Here is a 19,021-nt window from a genome sequence, read left to right on the forward strand (position 1 = left end):
TAAGTAGTATAATAGCAACTACTAAGTGATATTAGTTTTTTTAAATAGTGTGGTGCATTATTTATATGAAAAACATACTTAGCCATTGATATTTTTTTAACAAAAATATCTCACAATTTTAGCGTTATCTTTTTTAATTACAATCAAGTGAATGAGAGAAAATATGTCAAATATCGATGCGTCTTTACAAGAGTTAATGGGTCTTGATGGTGCTATGGGTGCCTGTATTGTCGACTACATGTCAGGTATGGTATTAGGTATGACCGGTGCTGGTGGTAGTATTGATTTAGAGCTTGCCGCAGCAGGTAACGCACAAGTCGTAAAAGCAAAAGTTGCTACCATGAGATCGCTTGGTATTAAAGGTGAAATTGACGATATGTTAATCACTTTAGAATCTCAGATTCATATCATTCGTCCTACACATAACCACGAAGATTTGTTTATTTATTTGGTACTTGATAAATCAAAAGCTAACCTTGCATTAGCACGTCGCAAAGTACTGTCAGTAGAGAAAAGCTTAGAAGTATAATGCGGTGATTCAGACTTAAACCGATGTATATTTTATTGAGGTTTTGTAGTTGTTTGCGCGCCTAGCTAGTTGTTTGCTGTCTTAGAAAGACAGTCAATAGATAAAGAGACACAGCAAGTTACGCTTCACGCTATTTAGACAACTGTAATACGAATATCGCTATCCAACTGTTGGTTGGATAGCGATTTTTGTATTTAAGAAGACAAAAAATATAAATGATATCAACTATTTTTGCGGCTCATTAAGCTATTGGCGACCCATGCTGGCCCAATTAACAAAAACTGTAGATCTTTGAAGAATGAAGGCTTTTCTCCTTCGATTTTATGACCGACAAACTGTCCGATCCAAGCGACAATGAATATACCTGCCCAAACTTTGAAGCCTAAAGGTAACAGCGCCATCACAGATAAGCATAGTAAGATGAATATACCCATGGCTAAGAATAGTGGCGTAGATAATTGCATATAAAACAATAAAACCAAGGCGCTAAGTACTAAGGTAAACCAGACAGAGAGTGACATCCCGACACCTAACAGGCTGATAAAAATGGTTGGAACACATAGCCAATGAATTTTTTTATTAACCAAGTTTTGATGACTGACCGAATACTCACTAAGCCACTGCTCTAGTGTGCGTTTTGACATCCTCTTTTGCTGAATGCGAGACATACTAACCTCCTTGTTAGTAATGAAAATGTAACCCTATCTGAATGTTTAGGTAGGGACTGCTATCAGTTGTATCATTAATCAGAGCACATCACCATACGGTCTGATAGACGGCTCAGTCAAAACCGATGGCATTATTTACTTTTATGCCTAAAACTGTTGAAGTGTTTTTAAGCTAATTTGGTTGAATATAGCTATTAGCCTTGTTCACTGCGATGCCATTCATATAGGCCAATAAAAGAGTTTATTTGATATATCATTGTTTGAATGGCGAAAATATAGTTGCCAGACATAAGGTTGACGATGAGCCAAACGAAATTGACGATAATCCATAACCACCAGTTAAAAGAATAGCGCAAAATCATGGCTGCTTGCGCTGTGATGGATAGTACAAAAGCAATAACATTGATCCAAAAAAAGGAAATGAAGCCTAAAAATTTACTATTATCATCTTCAACTACTGCATAACCATAGCTTGCCAATAATTCGTTTACGGTAGGAAACAGTGCAAGCCCAATGATTATAAAAGCTGCGGTAATCAACCAAACAGCTTTGCTCGCAGATTTAGGTATCATGTCACCATCGGGGTCAGTATGTTTTGACCAATAGAAAATGCCATAGACGTGGGTGAAGAAATTAAAAAGTGGTGCGAGCATCAAACCCACGGCACCTGATGTTGCTTGAACCACCACTTCACCGGCGGTTGCGCCCATGCCAAAGCCATTACCCATGATGTTTTTGCGAAAAGATAGTGACACCACGCAAATCAAACCGATGAATGAAACTGCCAAATAAAACCAGTCAAGGGCAGTGTGGTCTGTGGTGAACCAAAAACCTGTAGATAAGGCAATCACACCACAAATGAACCACGTTATAATCCATTGCATCGCCCACTTTCCAGTGATGTTATCTAGTAACTGAATACGCATAAGGTTTTCATCCTAAAATGAGTAATAATAGCGGTAACACCTACCAAAATCTTTCGTATTACCACGTTTTTGATTTTATAATTTTTTATTATAGATATTTTGATCTATAAGACGTAATGCTTGTTGATAACGTGCATCATAGTCAGTCTCATCAATCATGTGAGGTTGAATATTATGACGATGAAAGATATCGATGAGTCGTTGCTCAAAACGTCCACGTGCTGCAGGTGTGCCTAAAGAGCGCATACCATCATCAATCCATGGTGTGCTATTGCTCAACATAATCGTATGGTCTAAATGAAACTCGTCAATACAAGCTGATACAAAAGGGTGGGTACGATTTTCGTACTCTTCACAAAAAGCTTGAGTCGTCACAAAGTCTGTATCAATTATGGTGACAGGTGCCGTTGCAACAGCAGTAGCATCGCGAATGGCTTGTGCATGATGAAGGGTAATGGGTGCATAATCACTATATTGTAGAGCAACTTCACTACCACCCAAATCTGTACCAACGTACAGTCGTCCCATTTCTAGTACAAATCTGGCTCCATAATAGTTGGCCAGCTTATGTACCAATGTTGTCTTTCCAGAACTTTCACCGCCAACAATCGCAACGGTCTTAGTATAATTTCGACGTGCTTGTGGATGAATCGCTGACCAATATGCAACAGGGTTGCGAGCGATAGCAAATGAGTCAAATTCAGGTTGCAGTGCAGTGGTTACTACTGGTATTTTTAGTTGTTTTTGAGTATCACGTTGCGCTAATGGGTGGTTTTCTGCCAAGAATAATACAGAGTCTGTTGGTAAGTTGAGCGCATCTGCCAAGTGCTGTAATTTAGCATTACTAAGAGGAATATTGATCGTTACGTCATCAAAGCTATCATGCAACGGAAGCTCAATTTCATGGGTGGTATGAATATGAATAAAAGGTAAGTCGGCACAAGCCATTTGTAGCCAGCGCGCCTTATCTTGCAAAGTGATGGTGAAATCTGGATGTGGTGAAGGATGTGCCGTAATGACAATATGCAGAACCTCTGCTTGTCCTGCCGCATCTAAAATACTGCGCATTTGTCCTAAATGTAGAGGCTCAAAATGCCCAATCATTAAGCCAGTATCGTACATAGTTATTCCTATAATGCTATTTATCTATTTGAGTAAGCCCAAAAATAACACAATCAGCAAAGTAAAGTCGTAAGGGTTTAGCAACAAAATCCATTCTGAAACATTTTGAAATAAATATTTAAAATCAGTAAGTTATGAGGTGTTATGAGAGATTAGGGCAAGCTTAGGTAGCATAAACTCACAAAGTACTAGTACATCATCAACAGATCTAGTTTTAGGAGTTGATATACTGGATCTCAAGTTAGAAATATAAAGTAAATTATCAATAGGTTTAAAAAACAAGCAAATAAAAAATAAGCAAAATAACTGTAAATAAAAAACGATAAAAATAAGCAACAGTAATAAAGAAAATAAAGAGGTATTTGATTTGGCTAAATTAGCAAAATTGCATCGCTCACAGAACAATCGTATGCTAGCAGGTGTGATGGGCGGCATTGCAGAATATGTCGGTTGGTCGCCTACTTGGGTGAGATTACTGTTCGTAATTATCTCATCATTGAGCGCAGCAGTCCCTGGTATTTTAATTTATATTATTCTTTGGATAGTAATGCCAAAGGCAACCAACGAGTCCTACCAATAAAAGCAGCTCCATTAAAAAACAAAAAGCCTGATTAATCAGGATGCTACAGACATGCTTTTCCTCCTGCCCAGATGCTCGCGCGTTTGGGTATTTTTTTATCATGATTATCGATATAAGAACGTGCTTCCGTGACATATGGGTCATATAACCAGATATTTGGGTCAATATAATAAAATTAGTTGCGGTAAATATGGATAAAATAGTCAATTTTTAGTAAGGTGAGCAGGCAAATAGAGTCGTTGCCAAATAGGCTATACGAGTGCTATCAATATTTTATTTAATAATACTAATTCCACAGTGGCTTTACTATGACAACCCAAAATATGACATCCCAAGCAAAAGAGTCTCAACCGATGACTTTTCAAGATTTGATCCTAACCTTACAGAATTATTGGGCGGCTAAGGGCTGTGTGGTTTTACAGCCGTATGATATGGAAGTCGGTGCGGGTACCTTTCATACAGCGACGTTTTTACGATCGTTAGGTCCTGAGCGTTGGAATGCAGCTTACGTGCAGCCATCTCGTCGTCCTACCGATGGTCGCTATGGTGATAATCCAAACCGCTTACAACATTACTACCAGTTTCAAGTAGTGTTAAAGCCCAATCCTCCTAATATTCAAGAGTTGTATTTAGATTCGTTGAGAGCCATTGGTATAGACCCATTAGTACATGATGTGCGTTTTGTCGAAGACAACTGGGAATCACCAACGTTAGGTGCGTGGGGTCTTGGTTGGGAGATTTGGCTAAACGGTATGGAAGTCACGCAGTTTACCTACTTCCAGCAAGTAGGCGGTATTGAGTGTTTTCCAGTAACTGGTGAGATTACTTACGGTCTTGAGCGTTTGGCGATGTATGTGCAAGGCGTCGATAGTGTTTACGATTTGGTGTGGGCAGACGGTGAGTTTGGTCGTGTTACTTATGGCGATGTTTTTCATCAAAATGAAGTTGAGCAGTCGACCTATAACTTTGAGCACGCTGATGTGCCAATGATGGGTCAGATGTTTGATTTTTATGAGCAGCAAGCAGATAAGCTGGTCACGGAAGGTTTGCCACTACCAGCCTATGAGATGGTGCTAAAAGCTTCGCATGCCTTTAATTTACTTGATGCTCGCGGTGCAATTTCGGTCACAGAACGTCAGCGCTTTATTTTGCGCGTACGTACACTGGCGCGTAAAGTAGCCTTTGGTTATGTCGAAGCACGTGCTAAGTTAGGTTTTCCACTGGCTGACGAGGCACATCGTCAAGCAGCACTTGATAAGTATTTGCCAAAACAAGATGTGGCAGATGAAAACTCAGGTAACAAGCAATCTACTAATAATAAATAGGAGCATCCCATGAGTACCATTTTATTTGAACTGGGGTGTGAAGAACTACCTCCAAAAAGCTTAAAGTCATTACGTGATGCATTGCAAGCAAGTGTTGTTGATCAATTAAAAGAAGCTGACATTAGCTTTGATAGTATCAAGGCTTTTGCTGCACCGCGCCGTTTGGCCATTCAGATTCAGGGTATTGGCGATAAACAACCTGATCGTAGTGAGCAAAAACGTGGTCCCGCGATCAAAGCAGCCTTTGATGCTGATGGTAATCCAACACGTGCAGCGATGGGTTTTGCCAAAGGCTTAGGTATTGAGGCCAGTGAGTTAATAACGATCAATACTGATAAGGGTGATTATGTCGGTTATGAGCAGACCATTCAGGGTCAGGCGACGACTGAATTGCTACCCACCATTTTTCAAACAGCATTAGACAAGCTGCCGATTGCTAAGCGTATGCGCTCAGGTGCAAGCCGTAATGAGTTCGTGCGTCCGGTACAGTGGGTTGTGTTAATGCAAGACAGTACTGTCATTGACGCCACCGTCCAAGGACATCAGGCTGGTACGCAAACCCGTGGTCATCGCTTCCACAGCCCTGACTACCATGATATTGCTCACGCCAATGACTATGAAGATTTGCTCGATGGCTTAAAAGTTGTGGCTGATTTTGATAAGCGTCAAATGCTTATCAAAAACCAAGTCAAAGCATTAGCGGACGAAGTCAACTCAGATGCTATCGTACCGCAGGCATTGTTAGATGAAGTGACGGCATTGGTTGATTTCCCTGTTGCTCTACGTGCTAGCTTTGAGGCGCGTTTCTTACAAGTACCACAAGAAGCACTTATCTCTACCATGCAAGCCGATCAAAAATATTTTTGCTTGACGGATAAAGACGGAAAATTGCAGCCTTACTTTATCTTTATTACCAATATTGAGTCAAAAGATCCCAATCAAATCATCGAAGGTAATGAGAAGGTCGTACGTCCACGTTTGGCTGATGCAGAGTTTTTCTTTTTACAAGATCAAAAGCAGCCATTGTTTGCATTGACAGAGAGTCTCAAAAACCGTGTATTCCAAGATAAACTGGGTACAATTTGGGAAAAGTCTGAGCGTATCGCCAAGCTTGCTGCATTTATTGCTGCCTTGCTGCAACAGCAAGGGCGTGATATTAGTATCGATGAAACGGTACGTGCGGCTATTTTGTCTAAAGCTGATTTGGCCAGCTCATTGGTTGGTGAGTATCCAGAGTTACAAGGTATCGCCGGTACTTATTATGCTCGCCTCAATAATGAGCCTGAAGCCGTAGCAGCCAGTTTAGAAGAGCAGTACTTGCCTAAATTCAGTGGTGATGTATTGCCACAGACGCCGATTGGCATCTGCTTGGCATTGGCAGATCGCTTGGATACGCTCATTGGTATTTTTGCGATTGACCAAGCACCGACGGGTTCAAAAGATCCGTTTAGCTTACGTCGTTCAGCGATTGGTATCCTGCGCATTCTCATCGAAAAACAGTTACCGATTAATTTGGTCGCGCTCGTTGAGCAAGCTATTAAAGGTTATAGTACAGCAGACGGTAGTAAAATTGCCAAAATGGGTGATACCTTTACCCAAGTCATGGCATTCTTAAACTCACGCTATCGTGCCATGTATACTGAGCAAGGCGTAAGCGTTGATACCATCCAAGCCGTGCAAGCAATTAATCCGCATATGCCGCTAGATTTTGATCAACGTATTCGTGCGGTACAAGCCTTTAGTGAGCTGTCACAAGCGTCAATGCTAGCCGATTCGAACAAACGTGTTGCCAACATATTAGCTAAGTCAGAAGTAAGCGTGGCTGATAATGTTGATGAGGCCTTGTTATCTGAGCCTGCTGAACAAAATTTATATGCCAGTGTGCAGCAAGCGCAAACAGCGGTACAACCGCTGCTAGAACAAGCTGACTATACACAAGTATTGCAAACGCTTGCCAGTCTAGACGAGCCATTGACGCAATTCTTTGATAATGTCATGGTGAATAGTGAAGATGCTGCACTAAAAAACAATCGCTTGGCATTGTTAAAGCAAGTTCGTGCGCTATTCTTAACTGTGGCTGATATCAGTGAGTTACAGCTGTAATTTTTCGATACCGATATAAGTACGAATTAATAAACGTATGACGTATTATCTGATACAGAAACTGGCCCAAAGTGGCCAGTTTTTTATGCTGTATAATGGCACTTAAGGAGCTCGCCAAGTTAATATTCTATCGTCATAATTGATGGTTGTTTTATACTATAGTCAAATCCATATAAATCCGCTACATCGTCACCCTCGCTGACCATACTAATGTATAGCTTGCACTCGGTTTCCTTGTATCGAAATTATTTGAACTCAACTATATAGTCAATCCTCATCCAAGGAGTACTGCCGTGTTTGCTGTTATTATTGTAATCCTTATTATTTGGGCGTCGATGTGGGCTTTTTATAAGTTTATGTACCCACGTCCACCCAAAAGCATGATGCCAAAAGAAGGTGATGTGACCACGCCACGGCAGTGTAATTTTTGTGGTAATAGCTTGGCTGAATATCGCGGTGTACTTGAAACCAAGCCGAACTTGCCAGCAGATAGTAATACCGAAGTCAGTCAGCAGTTGTTTTTTTGCAATTATGAGCATCAAGCTGATTTTCATGCTGGAAAGGTTTATAACGCTAATCATTAAATAGGTTTAGATTGATGTGTTTTTGATTGAACATAAAAAAGCGCTTCGCTTTGATAGGCTAGGCGCTTGTTTTTAAAGGTTCTATTTGTCTACAGAATGGAATGCGCATCCTTGATGATTTTGTTAAGTAACACTTTAGATTGTATGTCTTGCTGTTTGCGATCTTCTTCCGTTTTTTGATTAGCATGGATTTTTTCGTAAAGGTTTAAGCAGCATAATACCAATAGGCTTTCTTGGTTGAGACTGGGTGCATCTCGCTTGAGATCTAGTGCGTAGTCATTAATATAAGAAACGGCTGAATGTAGCTCTTCTTGTTCGTGTACGGGACAATAGATTGGATAGGTAACTCCAGCAATAGCAATATCTACTTTTTTGATTTGTGGTTCAGCATTTGTTTTTGTCTTAGCGCTTGGTTGAATAGAAGTGCTTGGTCTGATTGAGGCAGTTGCTGTTGCTCTCTGTGGTTTTAACTCACGATTTGTTGCCTGATTTTTTGGTAGCTGTTTTTCTATAGATTTTTTGTGGTCATCGGTCATGATAAATCCTACAATGTCTGGTCAGTAAGGTGAGTAATAAAAAATATTACCGTTATAATTTTGGCTTAATTTATAAGAATCAATGGTTGATTGCTCTTAATTATTACCCTTCTACTTGATCAATATGGGTTAATCGTTTTAGTACGACTTGTGTGCGCTCAGCCGCTAGTTGGTTCTTTTTTTGTAGTTCAATGTTTTGTTGTTTGATATCGCTATACTGCTGCTTTAATTCACCATTGTGCCGCTGTAGTTCGCTATTTTTTTGTTGTAACTGGCTGATTTGCTTTTGTAGTTTGTCCTGCTCTTCGCCAATCATATGATGTGCTTCTGCCAGGTTTTGATAGCGTTTGTCTAGATCGTTCAGTTGTTTTTTGGCTCCTTCACGTTCTGTATGGCTGGTTTGTAGTTTGGTTCTCAGAGCCGTAAGTTCCTGTGGGTCGACGACAGGATTTTTTTTGAGGCTGCTAAGTTCAGCACTGACAAGCTGATACTGTTTTTTGATGTCGAGTACCATTTTTTCTAATATTTTAAGTTGGTCATACATAGTCAGTTTTTATCCTTAACAAGTAAGCGTGAATGAATTTTGTTCTCTGCGTTTAATAATGCCATAGGTGACCGCATAATATCTATATTAACAAAGTAATTCACATATTAAGTTCGGTCTTTTTATTTTTTGCTTTCTTTTTCTCCTTCTCTTTTAAGTAATATTCAATCACTAGGACATCTATTATGAATGACAATATCTCTGGCTGGAATACTTGGCTGACCGCGTTTGACAACTGGAACGACGTGTCTATTAGTGAGGTACATGGCTTGATGACAGGGCTGATGACAGCTTGCAATGCACCAGATGAGGCAGTATGGGCTCAGGTGTTTGAAGAGCTGAGCTTTGCGGCATTACCAGAGTCTGCACTGACGTTATTAACCGAAGAGGCAGAAGACACTGTTTTTCAACTGAAAGACAAAGACGATGCTTACGCTTATATGCCACTGATACCTGATGATGAACATGACTTGTACGAGCGTGTGATAGCCTTGAAACAGTGGGCTAATGGCTTTATGACAGGCTTTGGTATCACTGATTGCAATATTAGCGCAGACGAAAACGAGATGCTATCGGATTTGGCAAAGATTGGAAGTATTCGTTTAGCAGATGATGAAGATTTTGAAGGTGGCGAAGAGTCTTATCTTTATATTTATGAATTTGCGCGTATGGTGCCAGTTATCTTTGCTACCCGTAAACGCAAGTCTGTCAAAGACATTGCTTTGATTTCTGGGCTGGCTATCGATGCTAAGACGACCAAAGAGTTACAAGCAGAAGGTAATCTGCCAAAACCAATGCCACCAGTGATTGATATTATGAATCAAGATAGCCCTTCATAAGGCGAAGCGGGCACATAGAAATAAGGATGTTTTATGGCTATAAATGACAGTAACGATAATGATAGGCAGACTATGTCTCATGCCAGTTATCCTGCAAACAGTATAGATTGGCTCTCTCGTTTGATAGGATTTGATACGGTCAGTCGCTATTCGAACTTGGCTTTGATCGAAGATGTGCGAGCCTACTGTGAGCAGTTGAATCTCATGGTGAACCTGACTTTTAATGAGGCTAAAAACAAAGCTAACTTGTTTGTCACGGTGCCAGCAGGAGAGGATGGCGACAAGGTTAATCACGGCCTCGTGCTCTCTGGTCATACAGACGTAGTACCTGTCGATGGGCAGGATTGGGCGTCAGAACCGTTTGATGCGACGATTCGCGGTGATCGGTTATATGGGCGCGGTGCTTGCGATATGAAAGGCTTTATCGCTTGTGCGCTTAATTTATTGCCACAGGCCGTTCAGTTGTCAAACAAGGGTCAGCTACGTCGTCCACTGCATTTGGCATTGTCGTTCGATGAAGAGGTTGGCTGCTTAGGTGCGCCATTGATTTTAGCAGACCTAAAAGCGCGCGGTATTACGCCTGATTACTGTATTGTGGGTGAGCCAACCAATATGGCGATGGTGGTCGCGCATAAAGGCATTGCGGTTTATCGTTGCCGCGTACATGGTAAGTCCGCACATTCATCGCTGACAGCGCAAGGAGTTAATGCCATCAGTTATGCCAGTCGATTGGTTGGTTATGTCGATACATTGGCAGAAACGCTCAGTACTCGTGATGATGGAGATGCACTGTTTGACGTGCCTTATTCAACGATATCTATCGGTACGATAAAGGGTGGTACCGCGACCAATATCGTTCCTAATCTATGTGAGTTTACCTTTGACTATCGGAACTTACCTCATATGACCCAAGACGATATCCTAGTGCCGATTCAAGCAAAGGTCGATGAGCTGACACAGCAAATGCAAGCACGTGCACCAGAGACGGGTATTGAGCTGTTACGAGAAGTCAGCGTACCGGCAATGACCGATAAGGACAGTGCCGAACTGCAAGCACTGGTAGCTGCACTGACTCAAGATCATGAGCGCCACAAGGTTGCTTATGCGACTGAAGGTGGGCAGTTTACCAATGGGGGTATACCAACGATTATCTGTGGCCCTGGTAGTATTGAGCAGGCACACAAAGCAGATGAGTATGTTGAGCTAAGTGAAATAGCGCGCTGCGATGAGTTTTTACAGAAACTGCTAGATAGCTGTACGGCTCAGTAGCCTATGCAGCAGTAGAAGCGTTATTTGTAAGATAGATGAGTATATAGCACACCGTCTCAATGGCGGTGTGTTTTGTTACATGTTATCCAGTTTATTTGAAACGACAAGGTAAGGGGTTGGTTGATGTCTTGGCATCTGTTTGCAGTGTTTTTCGCGAGTACATTTTTTATCTCAGCGACTCCTGGCCCCAATATGCTACTAGCATTTCAGTATGGTATGAATTATGGGGTGAAACGAACGCTATGGACGCTGGCAGGTCTGAGTGTTGGTCTATTTATACTACTATTATCTACATTGCTTGGATTGGATGTCATCAGTCGACAGTCGCCTTGGTTGCTTACCGTTATCAAAGCAGTAGGAGCATTATATTTAATCTATTTGGGCGTCACTTCGTGGCGTGATGCGAGTAGTAGTAGCTTGATGAAAGACGCTCGTGAGATGAGTGAGGAGGTGGCGGCGGAATATTCCATTTCTGACAGTCAGGATACGCTTGGTAAGCCTCAGGCTCGCTCACTCTCCAGTGCAGCAGTTAATATGGCACCAAGCAATACGCGCTTATTTCGTACGGGCGTGTGGGTGTCATTGTCTAATCCAAAAGCCATTTTATTTTTTGCAGCATTTTTTCCTAAATTCATCAATTTTAGTGCGCCGTTATGGCCGCAATATGTCTTGCTCACTATCGGTCTGTTTTTGAGTGAGACAATTTGGCAAACTATCTATACGTTAGGTGGTAAGAAGCTAGCAAGTTGGCTCGATATAGGTAATCGTTTGGCTTGGCTCAATCGTGGTTGCGGGGTGATATTTATTATTATTGCTGCGGCTTTATTGGCTGAAGTATTCAAAAGTTTAATGGTTTAAAAAATAATATAACTTTAAATTAAAGCGCTTAATTAAATGTACGTATCCTATGTTTTTTCTATAAAAATATAAATTAATTATTGACTTTAATTTTTAAATCGTTATTATTACCTCATTGATTTATAGCGCTTGTCTTTACAAGCGATAAATTGTCCCAATTAATCCGCTACTGTCATCTATGACAACTAGCCACAACTATGGAGGAATCATCGTGTCCTATTTAACTATTAAGACGTTTTTAAAGATTGAATGTGTAAACTACCTGACAGCAATGACGACTTCGCAAAGGTGTGGCTAAGCTTGTAAGTCAGTTGTACATTGATTTTCTATCTATGATTATCAAATAACAACTTGCTATATCTGCCCAATTTATCCCTTTTCTAAGTCCATTGTCCAAGATTGCTCTGCAAGCGTGTTAAGCGATTTTGCACCTACTGTTGTCTGTTTATCTAACATTCCTCTTTATCGTTATTGCTAATAAAGCGACTCAGGCTATGGTTTAGCTGTTGCTTTTCCATGCGTATAGTATTTACGCTGTGGCTGACGGTTTTGATTTATATCACCCTTCTTTAAAACGTCCATTATAAATAAACCATATTTTTTATTAGTTTTATAACTAATAAAAAACGGTATTTTATTGTCTAAATTTTATGAGTTATTAAATAATTTTCTTATTAAACGTTTTGTTTAATTGAGATAGGTAAGTAATGTCTAAAAATAATAATAGTCAAAAAAATACTATATGGTTATAAAAAAAATAAAATGGAAATAAAAAACTATGAGCATTCAATTAGTATTAAATGAAAACCGTAAACACGGCGTACCAGTCAAGATTTACACCTCGGATGTTGAGCAAGGGGCGATGCAGCAACTACGCAATTTGGCTCAGCTGGAGTTTGTACACTCGCATATTGCGGTGATGCCTGATGTACACGTTGGTAAAGGCGCCACAGTCGGCAGCGTGATTCCGACCAAGTCGGCAATTATTCCTGCTGCGGTCGGTGTCGATATCGGCTGTGGTATGAACGCAGTACGCTTGTCCCTGACGGCAAGTGATCTGCCTGATAGCTTGAAATCATTGCGGTTGATAGTGGAGCAGCAAGTGCCAGTCGGTTTTAATATGCACAAACAAATTCAAGCCAAGAACTCAACGCTTGATCCGTTAGGAAGGCGTCTAAAGCCAATTACTGACAAGCATCCGGGCTTGCTAAAGATGCTCAAAGGTTTTGAGCGTACGTGGGCAAAGCAGCTGGGCACATTAGGCGGTGGCAATCATTTCATTGAGCTGTGTTTGGATGAAAACAAAGATGTCTGGGTAATGCTACATTCGGGCAGTCGCGGTATTGGTAACTGTATCGGTCGCTATTTTATCAATCTGGCAAAAAAAGAGCGTCAATCGCGTTTTGGTCATGTGCCTGATCGTGATTTGGCTTACTTTGCTGAAGGGTCTGATAGCTTTGCTGATTATGTCGAAGCGGTGGGCTGGGCACAGGATTATGCGCTAGAGAACCGCCGTGAGATGATGCGCTTAGTGATTAAGGCATTACAGTCGCCACAAGCGGGGTTACCACGGTTTCAGCTGACCAAAGAAGCCATCAATTGTCATCATAATTATGTCAATGAAGAAGTGCATTTTGGCGAACAGGTCTATGTGACCCGTAAAGGGGCGATCAGTGCTTATGATGGTGAGCTTGGTATTATCCCAGGTTCCATGGGTGCAAAGTCTTTTATCGTACGTGGTCTTGGCGCGACTGAGTCGTTTTGCTCATGCTCACATGGCGCAGGTCGCCAAATGAGCCGTGGCAAGGCTGTACGAGCATTTACTATCGATGAGCTAAAGTCACAGACTGACGGCGTCGAGTGTCGTAAAGACGAAGGTGTGATCGATGAAATACCTGGCGCTTATAAAGACATTGATGAAGTGATGGCCAATCAAGCTGATTTGGTCGAAGTGGTACATACGCTGAAGCAAGTCATGTGTATTAAGGGTTAGATTTTTTATATAAAACTTGATCTTGTTTTGACGGTTAGCAGCCATAAGACAAGATCAAATTGAGGAGATAATTATGAGAAATTATCCTTATATCAATAAAAATGGTAAAAAAAGATCTCAATCAAAAGAGTGGGCTGATATACGAGCAGAGATGATGCGCTTGAAAACAGAGTTGAATCTAACGGATAAATCTTTTCGAGTTCTCACCCCTTACGATGATTATAAAGGTATAGAAGAGCGGATTTATCAAACCTTTTGCAAAATTGAAAATGGTAAAAGCCGTTCAGTTTGGTTATGGCAAAACTTGATACAAGAAACGTATTCAATGGAAGTCAAAGACTCTCTCAAGAGTTATCTGTTACGTTTGATTAAGCCCAATGAGAGTATCTGGTTTGCTATAACAGGAACGTTTAAGGAACGTTCTAAAATCTGGTTTTACGAGGGCAAAATTGAGGCAATAATAAAAATACTCGATGAAACCTGTTTCTTTGACGAGTGCTATTTTGTTTCTAAAAAGTATGACTGGCTCGTTTGTAGCAATCACCATGACGTTTTGATGGCTACAGGTAAAGGTATGCCACAAAAATTAAAGGCTATAGAAGATATAGCAAAGAATAAAGGATAAGATAATGAGCTTAAAACAAACATTAAAAAAGGCCAAACAAATCGAACGGCAGTTAGAGCAACAAGCTGACGCAGGCGTTCAGCAGTCGCTAGGCACAGTCAAGCCGCGCAACTATTTGGCATTGGATCCACTATTAAGAAAAGGCGGTATTCACGAAAAGGAGGATATCGATATCGTCCGCAAAAAACGTCGCCGTGAGACCAAGCAGCGTTTGCGTCAGACGGATTGGTTGGCTGAACAATAACAGTCAAAATTCACGCACAAAAAAGCCGTTCGCTATTATAGTGAACGGCTTTTTTATTCTTACTCAAATTTATAATTTAACCGTTACGCCAATACTTCAATTAACTCACCTTTGACCATATGCGGGCTGACGAAATCAGTAATACGTACGCTGACGAGCTTACCCAACATCTCATCCATTTGCTCAACATCATGAGGGAACATCACCGTACGAGTATTATCTGCCGTTCCGATTAAGCAGTCAGGGTGGCGATTGGCGATTTGTTCAACCAATACGCGTGTCGTAGTGCCGACCATTTCATGGGTTTTTGCTAGAGTCGAATCAATAATGACTTTTTGGAACTCCGCCAAGCGTGCTTTTTTAGTGGTGAAACTCACATCATCTGGCAACTCAGACGCTGGCGTGCCTGGACGCTTAGAGTAGATAAAGCTATACGAGTGATCGAAGTTCAATTCTTTTGCTAAGTTTAATGTGTCTTGGAAGTCTTGATCTGTCTCGCCAGGGAAGCCAATGATAAAGTCGCTCGACAAGTGAATATCTGGGCGAATGGCTTTAAGCTTATTAATCTGATTGATATAAACGTCGATCGTATGGTTGCGTTTCATCGCAGCCAAGATAGCATTGGAGCCACTTTGTACAGGTAGATGTAGGTGCGATACCAGTTCTGGCAGTTGTGCATAAGCATCAATGATGTCATCCGTAAACTCTAGCGGATGACTGGTGGTATAGCGAATACGCTCCACACCGTCGACATGCGACACATAATGCAACAGCTCAGCGAAGCGGCAAATGCTGCCGTCATCTTTTTCACCGCGGTAACCGTTTACGTTTTGACCCAATAGATTGATTTCACGCACACCTTGCGCTGCTAAGTTATCGATTTCTGCTAATACATCGTCAAGTGGACGCGACAACTCTTCACCGCGGGTGTAAGGCACCACGCAAAATGAGCAATACTTTGAGCAGCCTTCCATGATAGAAACGAAAGCTTTAAATCCTTCTACCCTTGGCTCAGGTAAGAAATCAAACTTCTCGATACTTGGGAACGAGATATCAATCGTGCCGATACGGTTTTTTGGGGCAATATCGCGTTGTTCGTTTGATTGATCATATAGCTCTGGTAGACGGTGTAATGTCTGTGGACCAAATACCATGTCGACATATGGCGCGCGTTTTTGAATATTATCGCCTTCTTGTGATGCCACACAGCCACCCACACCAATGACTAAGTCTGGGCGTTTTTCTTTTAATTTGCGCCAGCGACCCAATTCTGAAAACACTTTTTCTTGTGCTTTTTCACGAATGGAGCAGGTATTCATTAACAATACATCGGCTTCATCAATATCATGCGTGACTTCCATACCATGTGAGTCGCCGAGTACATCGAGCATTTTATCAGAATCATAGACATTCATCTGACAGCCTTGTGTGGTCACAAAGACTTTTTTGGTTGCTGGCTTATCGACTGGCGATTGGGCTGAACTTGCTTCTTTGAGTGCAGTGACAGCAGGCGCAGCAGCAGTTGTTTTGGCAACGGCAGCGTCATTGATGCGGGGATTGAATACAGTAACACTCATAAGGATAAGTCCATGATTGACTAAAAATATAGCAGGGTAGCCGATTAACAGGTGGCGTATTTTATCACAACCCTCTGCCAATGTGAAAAATTAGCGTCGGCGCTTAGTGGTAGTTATTATTAATTATTTATAACAGTATCAATTGCTTACTAAAATTAGTAGTACAATTGGCAAAATGCTCAAGCAACACCATTCCTATGTTACACCGTGCTGTCCTATTTATTAACAAAAGTAAAGGTAATGGTTGAAAGTGCAACGAGTATAGTATGATAAATAACCCCCTTTAGCGGTATGTTATAAACCGCTGTTCATATAGTTTTAGAGAGTTAATAAAGAGAGTCAATATGACAAAGTTGCGCGTTGCTCATAGCACCAAGGATAGAGAGTTAACCAGTCAAAAGCCTACTTCAAAGTACTTTAAAGCAGGTAGGCTGAGACGAGTGAGTGTACTAAGTTTGGCAACGGCAGCGAGTGCGCTAGGATTATCACAAGTCGCTTGTGCAGAGCTGACCTGGGGTGATAATGAGCGTTACCAGCAAGAAAATAACTATCAACCAAACAGTGGTGCGGATTCCTTCACAGCGGCAGCAATTGCAGCTGAGCGAGGTGATGTTAGCGCACTTTATAAATATGAACAGTCAATGAGTGGCGGTTTGTTTGCCATGTATCCGACATATTGGCGTATGAATTTGGATCTAAATACGCAAAGTGCGGCGGCCGTTTCACAGTTTGTTCGTAAATACCCTAATACGGTTATGGCAGAAAAATTGGTTGCTGATTTTGCTGAGACCAAGGCTGCCTCTAACGATTATGCCTCAGTACGCCAAGTGGCGAATTTGATTACCAATGCGGATGCGAGCGAGCGCTGCGCAGTTGCCCTTGGGTTCAATAATGGCGGTGATACCATGCGTGCGATGGCAGCGAAGTCCGATGTCTGGCTGACGACAAAAAAACAGCCCGCTTTGTGCGATCAGCTCGCGATGGAGATGAATAATAACGCATTAATCAGCGATCAGGATCGTGTTTCTCGCCTAAAACGCATGCTGCGTAAAGGGAAGACAGGTGACATCATGGCGTTATCCTCACGTCTTGGCACACCAATTGCTTATTCTGCATTGAGTGAGATTCAGCTAAATCCATCTTCTTTCTTTAGCAGCTTTGCTAGAGAGCCTGCCAGTCAGATCAATCAGTATCTCTATATGTATGCGTTAGGTCGTGTTGCTGATAAGTCGTATCGTGAGGCGGCACTACAGTTAGAGTTTGATATCAAGCAAGACAATCAACGTTCGACCAAACTGTTGAATGATGATACCCGTCGTTATGCCTATCGTATCATTGGCGTGCAGCGTATGAACCACAATACCGATGATGGCTTTAATGTCGAGGCGGTTGACTGGTTTCGCAATAGCTTAGATAACGATTTTAATTTTGAAGAAGCCGAAGATTATGCCATGGCAGCCATTCGCTTCAGTCGCTGGGATGATGTGGTCGAAGCCATCTCCAAAATGGATAGCGATACTCAAAAAAGCAATCAGTGGCAATATTGGGTAGCCCGTGCGTATGAGCAATCAAGTGATGCTAATAAACGTAATACCGCGAAGAAGATGTATCAAAATCTAGCAAAAAGCAACGACTACTATGGTTTAATGGCAAAAGATAAAGTTGGTCAGCGTTTTGATGCTAGTAAGTTGGGTGGTCAAAACTTACCAAACGTCAGTAATTCAGATCGTGCACGTGTTATGCAAGATGCTAACTTTGCTCGTGCTTTTGCGTTATATAACTCCGATGCTAGTCGTGGTTATGCAAATCGTGAGTGGAATTGGGCGGTAAAAGTGGCACGTGACAACCGTGATGAAAATTTAATTATTGCTGCTGCTCGTCAAGCTTACGATATGGGCTGGCTTGATCGTGCAATTTATGCGATTGATAATACCGATAAAGTGGATAGTTTAGCGCTATCGCATCCGATGCCGCACCAAGATGCCGTGGTTCGTTACAGCCAATCAGCAGGTATTGATCCAGAGTGGGCTTATGGCATTATGCGTCAAGAGAGTCGCTTTGTAACCTCTGCTCGCTCAAACGTTGGCGCTAGTGGCTTGATGCAGGTCATGCCCGCTACCGCAAAATATATTGCTCGCAACTTAGGCGAGACGTATAGTGCCAGTCGTGCCAATAGTGGTGATACCAATATTCGTTATGGTACATGGTATATGGGTGATATCTTAGGTAAATTGAATCGTCAGCCTGTCGTAGCCACCGCAGGTTATAATGCTGGACCTAATAATGCCAAACGTTGGCAACCAGTTTATGGCTCGCTCGCAGCTGATCAATACGTTGAGTCGATTGCCTTTCCTGAAACGCGCAACTATGTGAAGCACGTGATGGAAAATGCAACGATCTATAGCAACTTGTTAGGTCGTAGTAAGCCGATTAGTCAGCGTATGGGTACGGTGCCTGCTGCATTTTAAGAAGTTTGTACTGATAGAGAGCGGCTTTAATATTTAATTACGCTGTATGTGTAAAAAACCATGAACGAGCGATGAGATGACCTCAAAATCTTAGGCAGTGTACATTTACTTCAAGGACTGGGTTCTGTATTGCACAGGGCTCAGTCTTTTTAGTTTAAGCTAAGTTATTTCTTGACTGTAGGAGTGGAACTTAGCTTATGTTTACGTTTTTGCTATAGATTAAAAAAAACG

The 19,021-nt window shown here is 41.6% G+C and carries 18 protein-coding genes; 12 read left to right on the forward strand and 6 right to left on the reverse strand.

Annotation, left to right across the window (positions count from 1 at the left end; genetic code table 11):
* Nucleotides 1–163: 163 nt before the first annotated feature.
* On the forward strand, nucleotides 164–529 hold the full coding sequence (locus ACT3QP_RS05100) for a hypothetical protein (protein ID WP_192992564.1): 366 nt from the start codon (nucleotides 164–166) through the stop codon (nucleotides 527–529).
* Between the two features lie 221 nt (nucleotides 530–750).
* Here the strand turns inward: ACT3QP_RS05100 and ACT3QP_RS05105 are convergent, their stop codons facing one another.
* The 3 genes from ACT3QP_RS05105 to nadR all read right to left on the reverse strand — a co-directional run bounded on the left by ACT3QP_RS05105 (nucleotide 751) and on the right by nadR (nucleotide 3,245).
* Nucleotides 751–1,197, reverse strand: a complete 447-nt coding sequence (locus tag ACT3QP_RS05105) for an Mpo1 family 2-hydroxy fatty acid dioxygenase (RefSeq protein ID WP_192519970.1) — start codon at nucleotides 1,195–1,197, stop codon at nucleotides 751–753.
* Nucleotides 1,198–1,391: 194 nt separating this feature from the next.
* Nucleotides 1,392–2,123 carry a nicotinamide riboside transporter PnuC gene (gene pnuC / locus ACT3QP_RS05110; RefSeq protein ID WP_192519971.1) on the reverse strand — a complete coding sequence of 244 codons (732 nt, stop codon included), beginning with the start codon at nucleotides 2,121–2,123 and terminating at the stop codon, nucleotides 1,392–1,394.
* A 75-nt stretch (nucleotides 2,124–2,198) separates the two neighbouring features.
* Nucleotides 2,199–3,245, reverse strand: a complete 1,047-nt coding sequence (gene nadR / locus ACT3QP_RS05115) for a multifunctional transcriptional regulator/nicotinamide-nucleotide adenylyltransferase/ribosylnicotinamide kinase NadR (RefSeq protein WP_192519972.1) — start codon at nucleotides 3,243–3,245, stop codon at nucleotides 2,199–2,201.
* Nucleotides 3,246–3,612: 367 nt separating this feature from the next.
* Here nadR and ACT3QP_RS05120 point away from each other — a divergent pair, with 367 nt between their 5' ends.
* The 4 genes from ACT3QP_RS05120 (at nucleotide 3,613) to ACT3QP_RS05135 (ending at nucleotide 7,837) form a co-directional block, all read left to right on the forward strand.
* Nucleotides 3,613–3,825, forward strand: coding sequence for a PspC domain-containing protein (locus ACT3QP_RS05120; protein WP_192519973.1), 213 nt, complete (start codon nucleotides 3,613–3,615; stop codon nucleotides 3,823–3,825).
* A gap of 308 nt (nucleotides 3,826–4,133) precedes the next feature.
* A complete protein-coding gene (glyQ, locus tag ACT3QP_RS05125) occupies nucleotides 4,134–5,150 on the forward strand; it encodes a glycine--tRNA ligase subunit alpha (RefSeq protein WP_413038458.1) in 1,017 nt (338 codons plus the stop codon).
* A gap of 9 nt (nucleotides 5,151–5,159) precedes the next feature.
* Nucleotides 5,160–7,253, forward strand: a complete 2,094-nt coding sequence (glyS, locus tag ACT3QP_RS05130) for a glycine--tRNA ligase subunit beta (protein ID WP_444524706.1) — start codon at nucleotides 5,160–5,162, stop codon at nucleotides 7,251–7,253.
* 293 nt (nucleotides 7,254–7,546) lie between these two features.
* Nucleotides 7,547–7,837 (forward strand): hypothetical protein, encoded by a 291-nt coding sequence (locus tag ACT3QP_RS05135; protein ID WP_318779541.1) that lies wholly within the window; start codon nucleotides 7,547–7,549, stop codon nucleotides 7,835–7,837.
* A gap of 89 nt (nucleotides 7,838–7,926) precedes the next feature.
* On the opposite strand, the gene ACT3QP_RS05140 is transcribed toward ACT3QP_RS05135, so the two are convergent.
* A complete protein-coding gene (locus ACT3QP_RS05140; protein ID WP_192519975.1) occupies nucleotides 7,927–8,373 on the reverse strand; it encodes a cell division protein ZapA in 447 nt (148 codons plus the stop codon).
* A 103-nt stretch (nucleotides 8,374–8,476) separates the two neighbouring features.
* Nucleotides 8,477–8,917 carry a hypothetical protein gene (locus ACT3QP_RS05145; protein WP_192519976.1) on the reverse strand — a complete coding sequence of 147 codons (441 nt, stop codon included), beginning with the start codon at nucleotides 8,915–8,917 and terminating at the stop codon, nucleotides 8,477–8,479.
* Between the two features lie 185 nt (nucleotides 8,918–9,102).
* Between ACT3QP_RS05145 and ACT3QP_RS05150 the strand changes: the two genes are divergently transcribed.
* From ACT3QP_RS05150 to ACT3QP_RS05175, 6 genes are all read left to right on the forward strand, one after another.
* The gene (locus ACT3QP_RS05150) at nucleotides 9,103–9,756 is read left to right on the forward strand and encodes a UPF0149 family protein (protein ID WP_444524707.1); all 654 of its coding nucleotides are present in this window, start codon (nucleotides 9,103–9,105) and stop codon (nucleotides 9,754–9,756) included.
* Nucleotides 9,757–9,789: 33 nt separating this feature from the next.
* Nucleotides 9,790–11,025 carry an acetylornithine deacetylase gene (gene argE / locus ACT3QP_RS05155; protein WP_444524708.1) on the forward strand — a complete coding sequence of 412 codons (1,236 nt, stop codon included), beginning with the start codon at nucleotides 9,790–9,792 and terminating at the stop codon, nucleotides 11,023–11,025.
* Between the two features lie 123 nt (nucleotides 11,026–11,148).
* A complete protein-coding gene (locus ACT3QP_RS05160) occupies nucleotides 11,149–11,883 on the forward strand; it encodes a LysE family translocator (RefSeq protein ID WP_192519979.1) in 735 nt (244 codons plus the stop codon).
* Nucleotides 11,884–12,661: 778 nt separating this feature from the next.
* Nucleotides 12,662–13,876, forward strand: coding sequence for an RtcB family protein (locus tag ACT3QP_RS05165; protein ID WP_192519530.1), 1,215 nt, complete (start codon nucleotides 12,662–12,664; stop codon nucleotides 13,874–13,876).
* Nucleotides 13,877–13,949: 73 nt separating this feature from the next.
* Nucleotides 13,950–14,501 carry a DUF6756 family protein gene (locus tag ACT3QP_RS05170; protein ID WP_192519529.1) on the forward strand — a complete coding sequence of 184 codons (552 nt, stop codon included), beginning with the start codon at nucleotides 13,950–13,952 and terminating at the stop codon, nucleotides 14,499–14,501.
* Between the two features lie 4 nt (nucleotides 14,502–14,505).
* Entirely contained in the window at nucleotides 14,506–14,745 is a 240-nt protein-coding gene (locus tag ACT3QP_RS05175; protein ID WP_225739188.1) for a hypothetical protein, read from the forward strand.
* 83 nt (nucleotides 14,746–14,828) lie between these two features.
* Here ACT3QP_RS05175 and miaB read toward each other — a convergent pair whose 3' ends face one another.
* Nucleotides 14,829–16,322 carry a tRNA (N6-isopentenyl adenosine(37)-C2)-methylthiotransferase MiaB gene (miaB, locus tag ACT3QP_RS05180; RefSeq protein ID WP_192519528.1) on the reverse strand — a complete coding sequence of 498 codons (1,494 nt, stop codon included), beginning with the start codon at nucleotides 16,320–16,322 and terminating at the stop codon, nucleotides 14,829–14,831.
* Between the two features lie 344 nt (nucleotides 16,323–16,666).
* Here miaB and ACT3QP_RS05185 point away from each other — a divergent pair, with 344 nt between their 5' ends.
* The gene (locus ACT3QP_RS05185) at nucleotides 16,667–18,790 is read left to right on the forward strand and encodes a lytic transglycosylase domain-containing protein (protein ID WP_192991977.1); all 2,124 of its coding nucleotides are present in this window, start codon (nucleotides 16,667–16,669) and stop codon (nucleotides 18,788–18,790) included.
* Nucleotides 18,791–19,021: the final 231 nt, after the last annotated feature.

This window comes from Psychrobacter sp. AOP7-B1-24 (assembly GCF_052376215.1).
Classification (GTDB): domain Bacteria; phylum Pseudomonadota; class Gammaproteobacteria; order Pseudomonadales; family Moraxellaceae; genus Psychrobacter.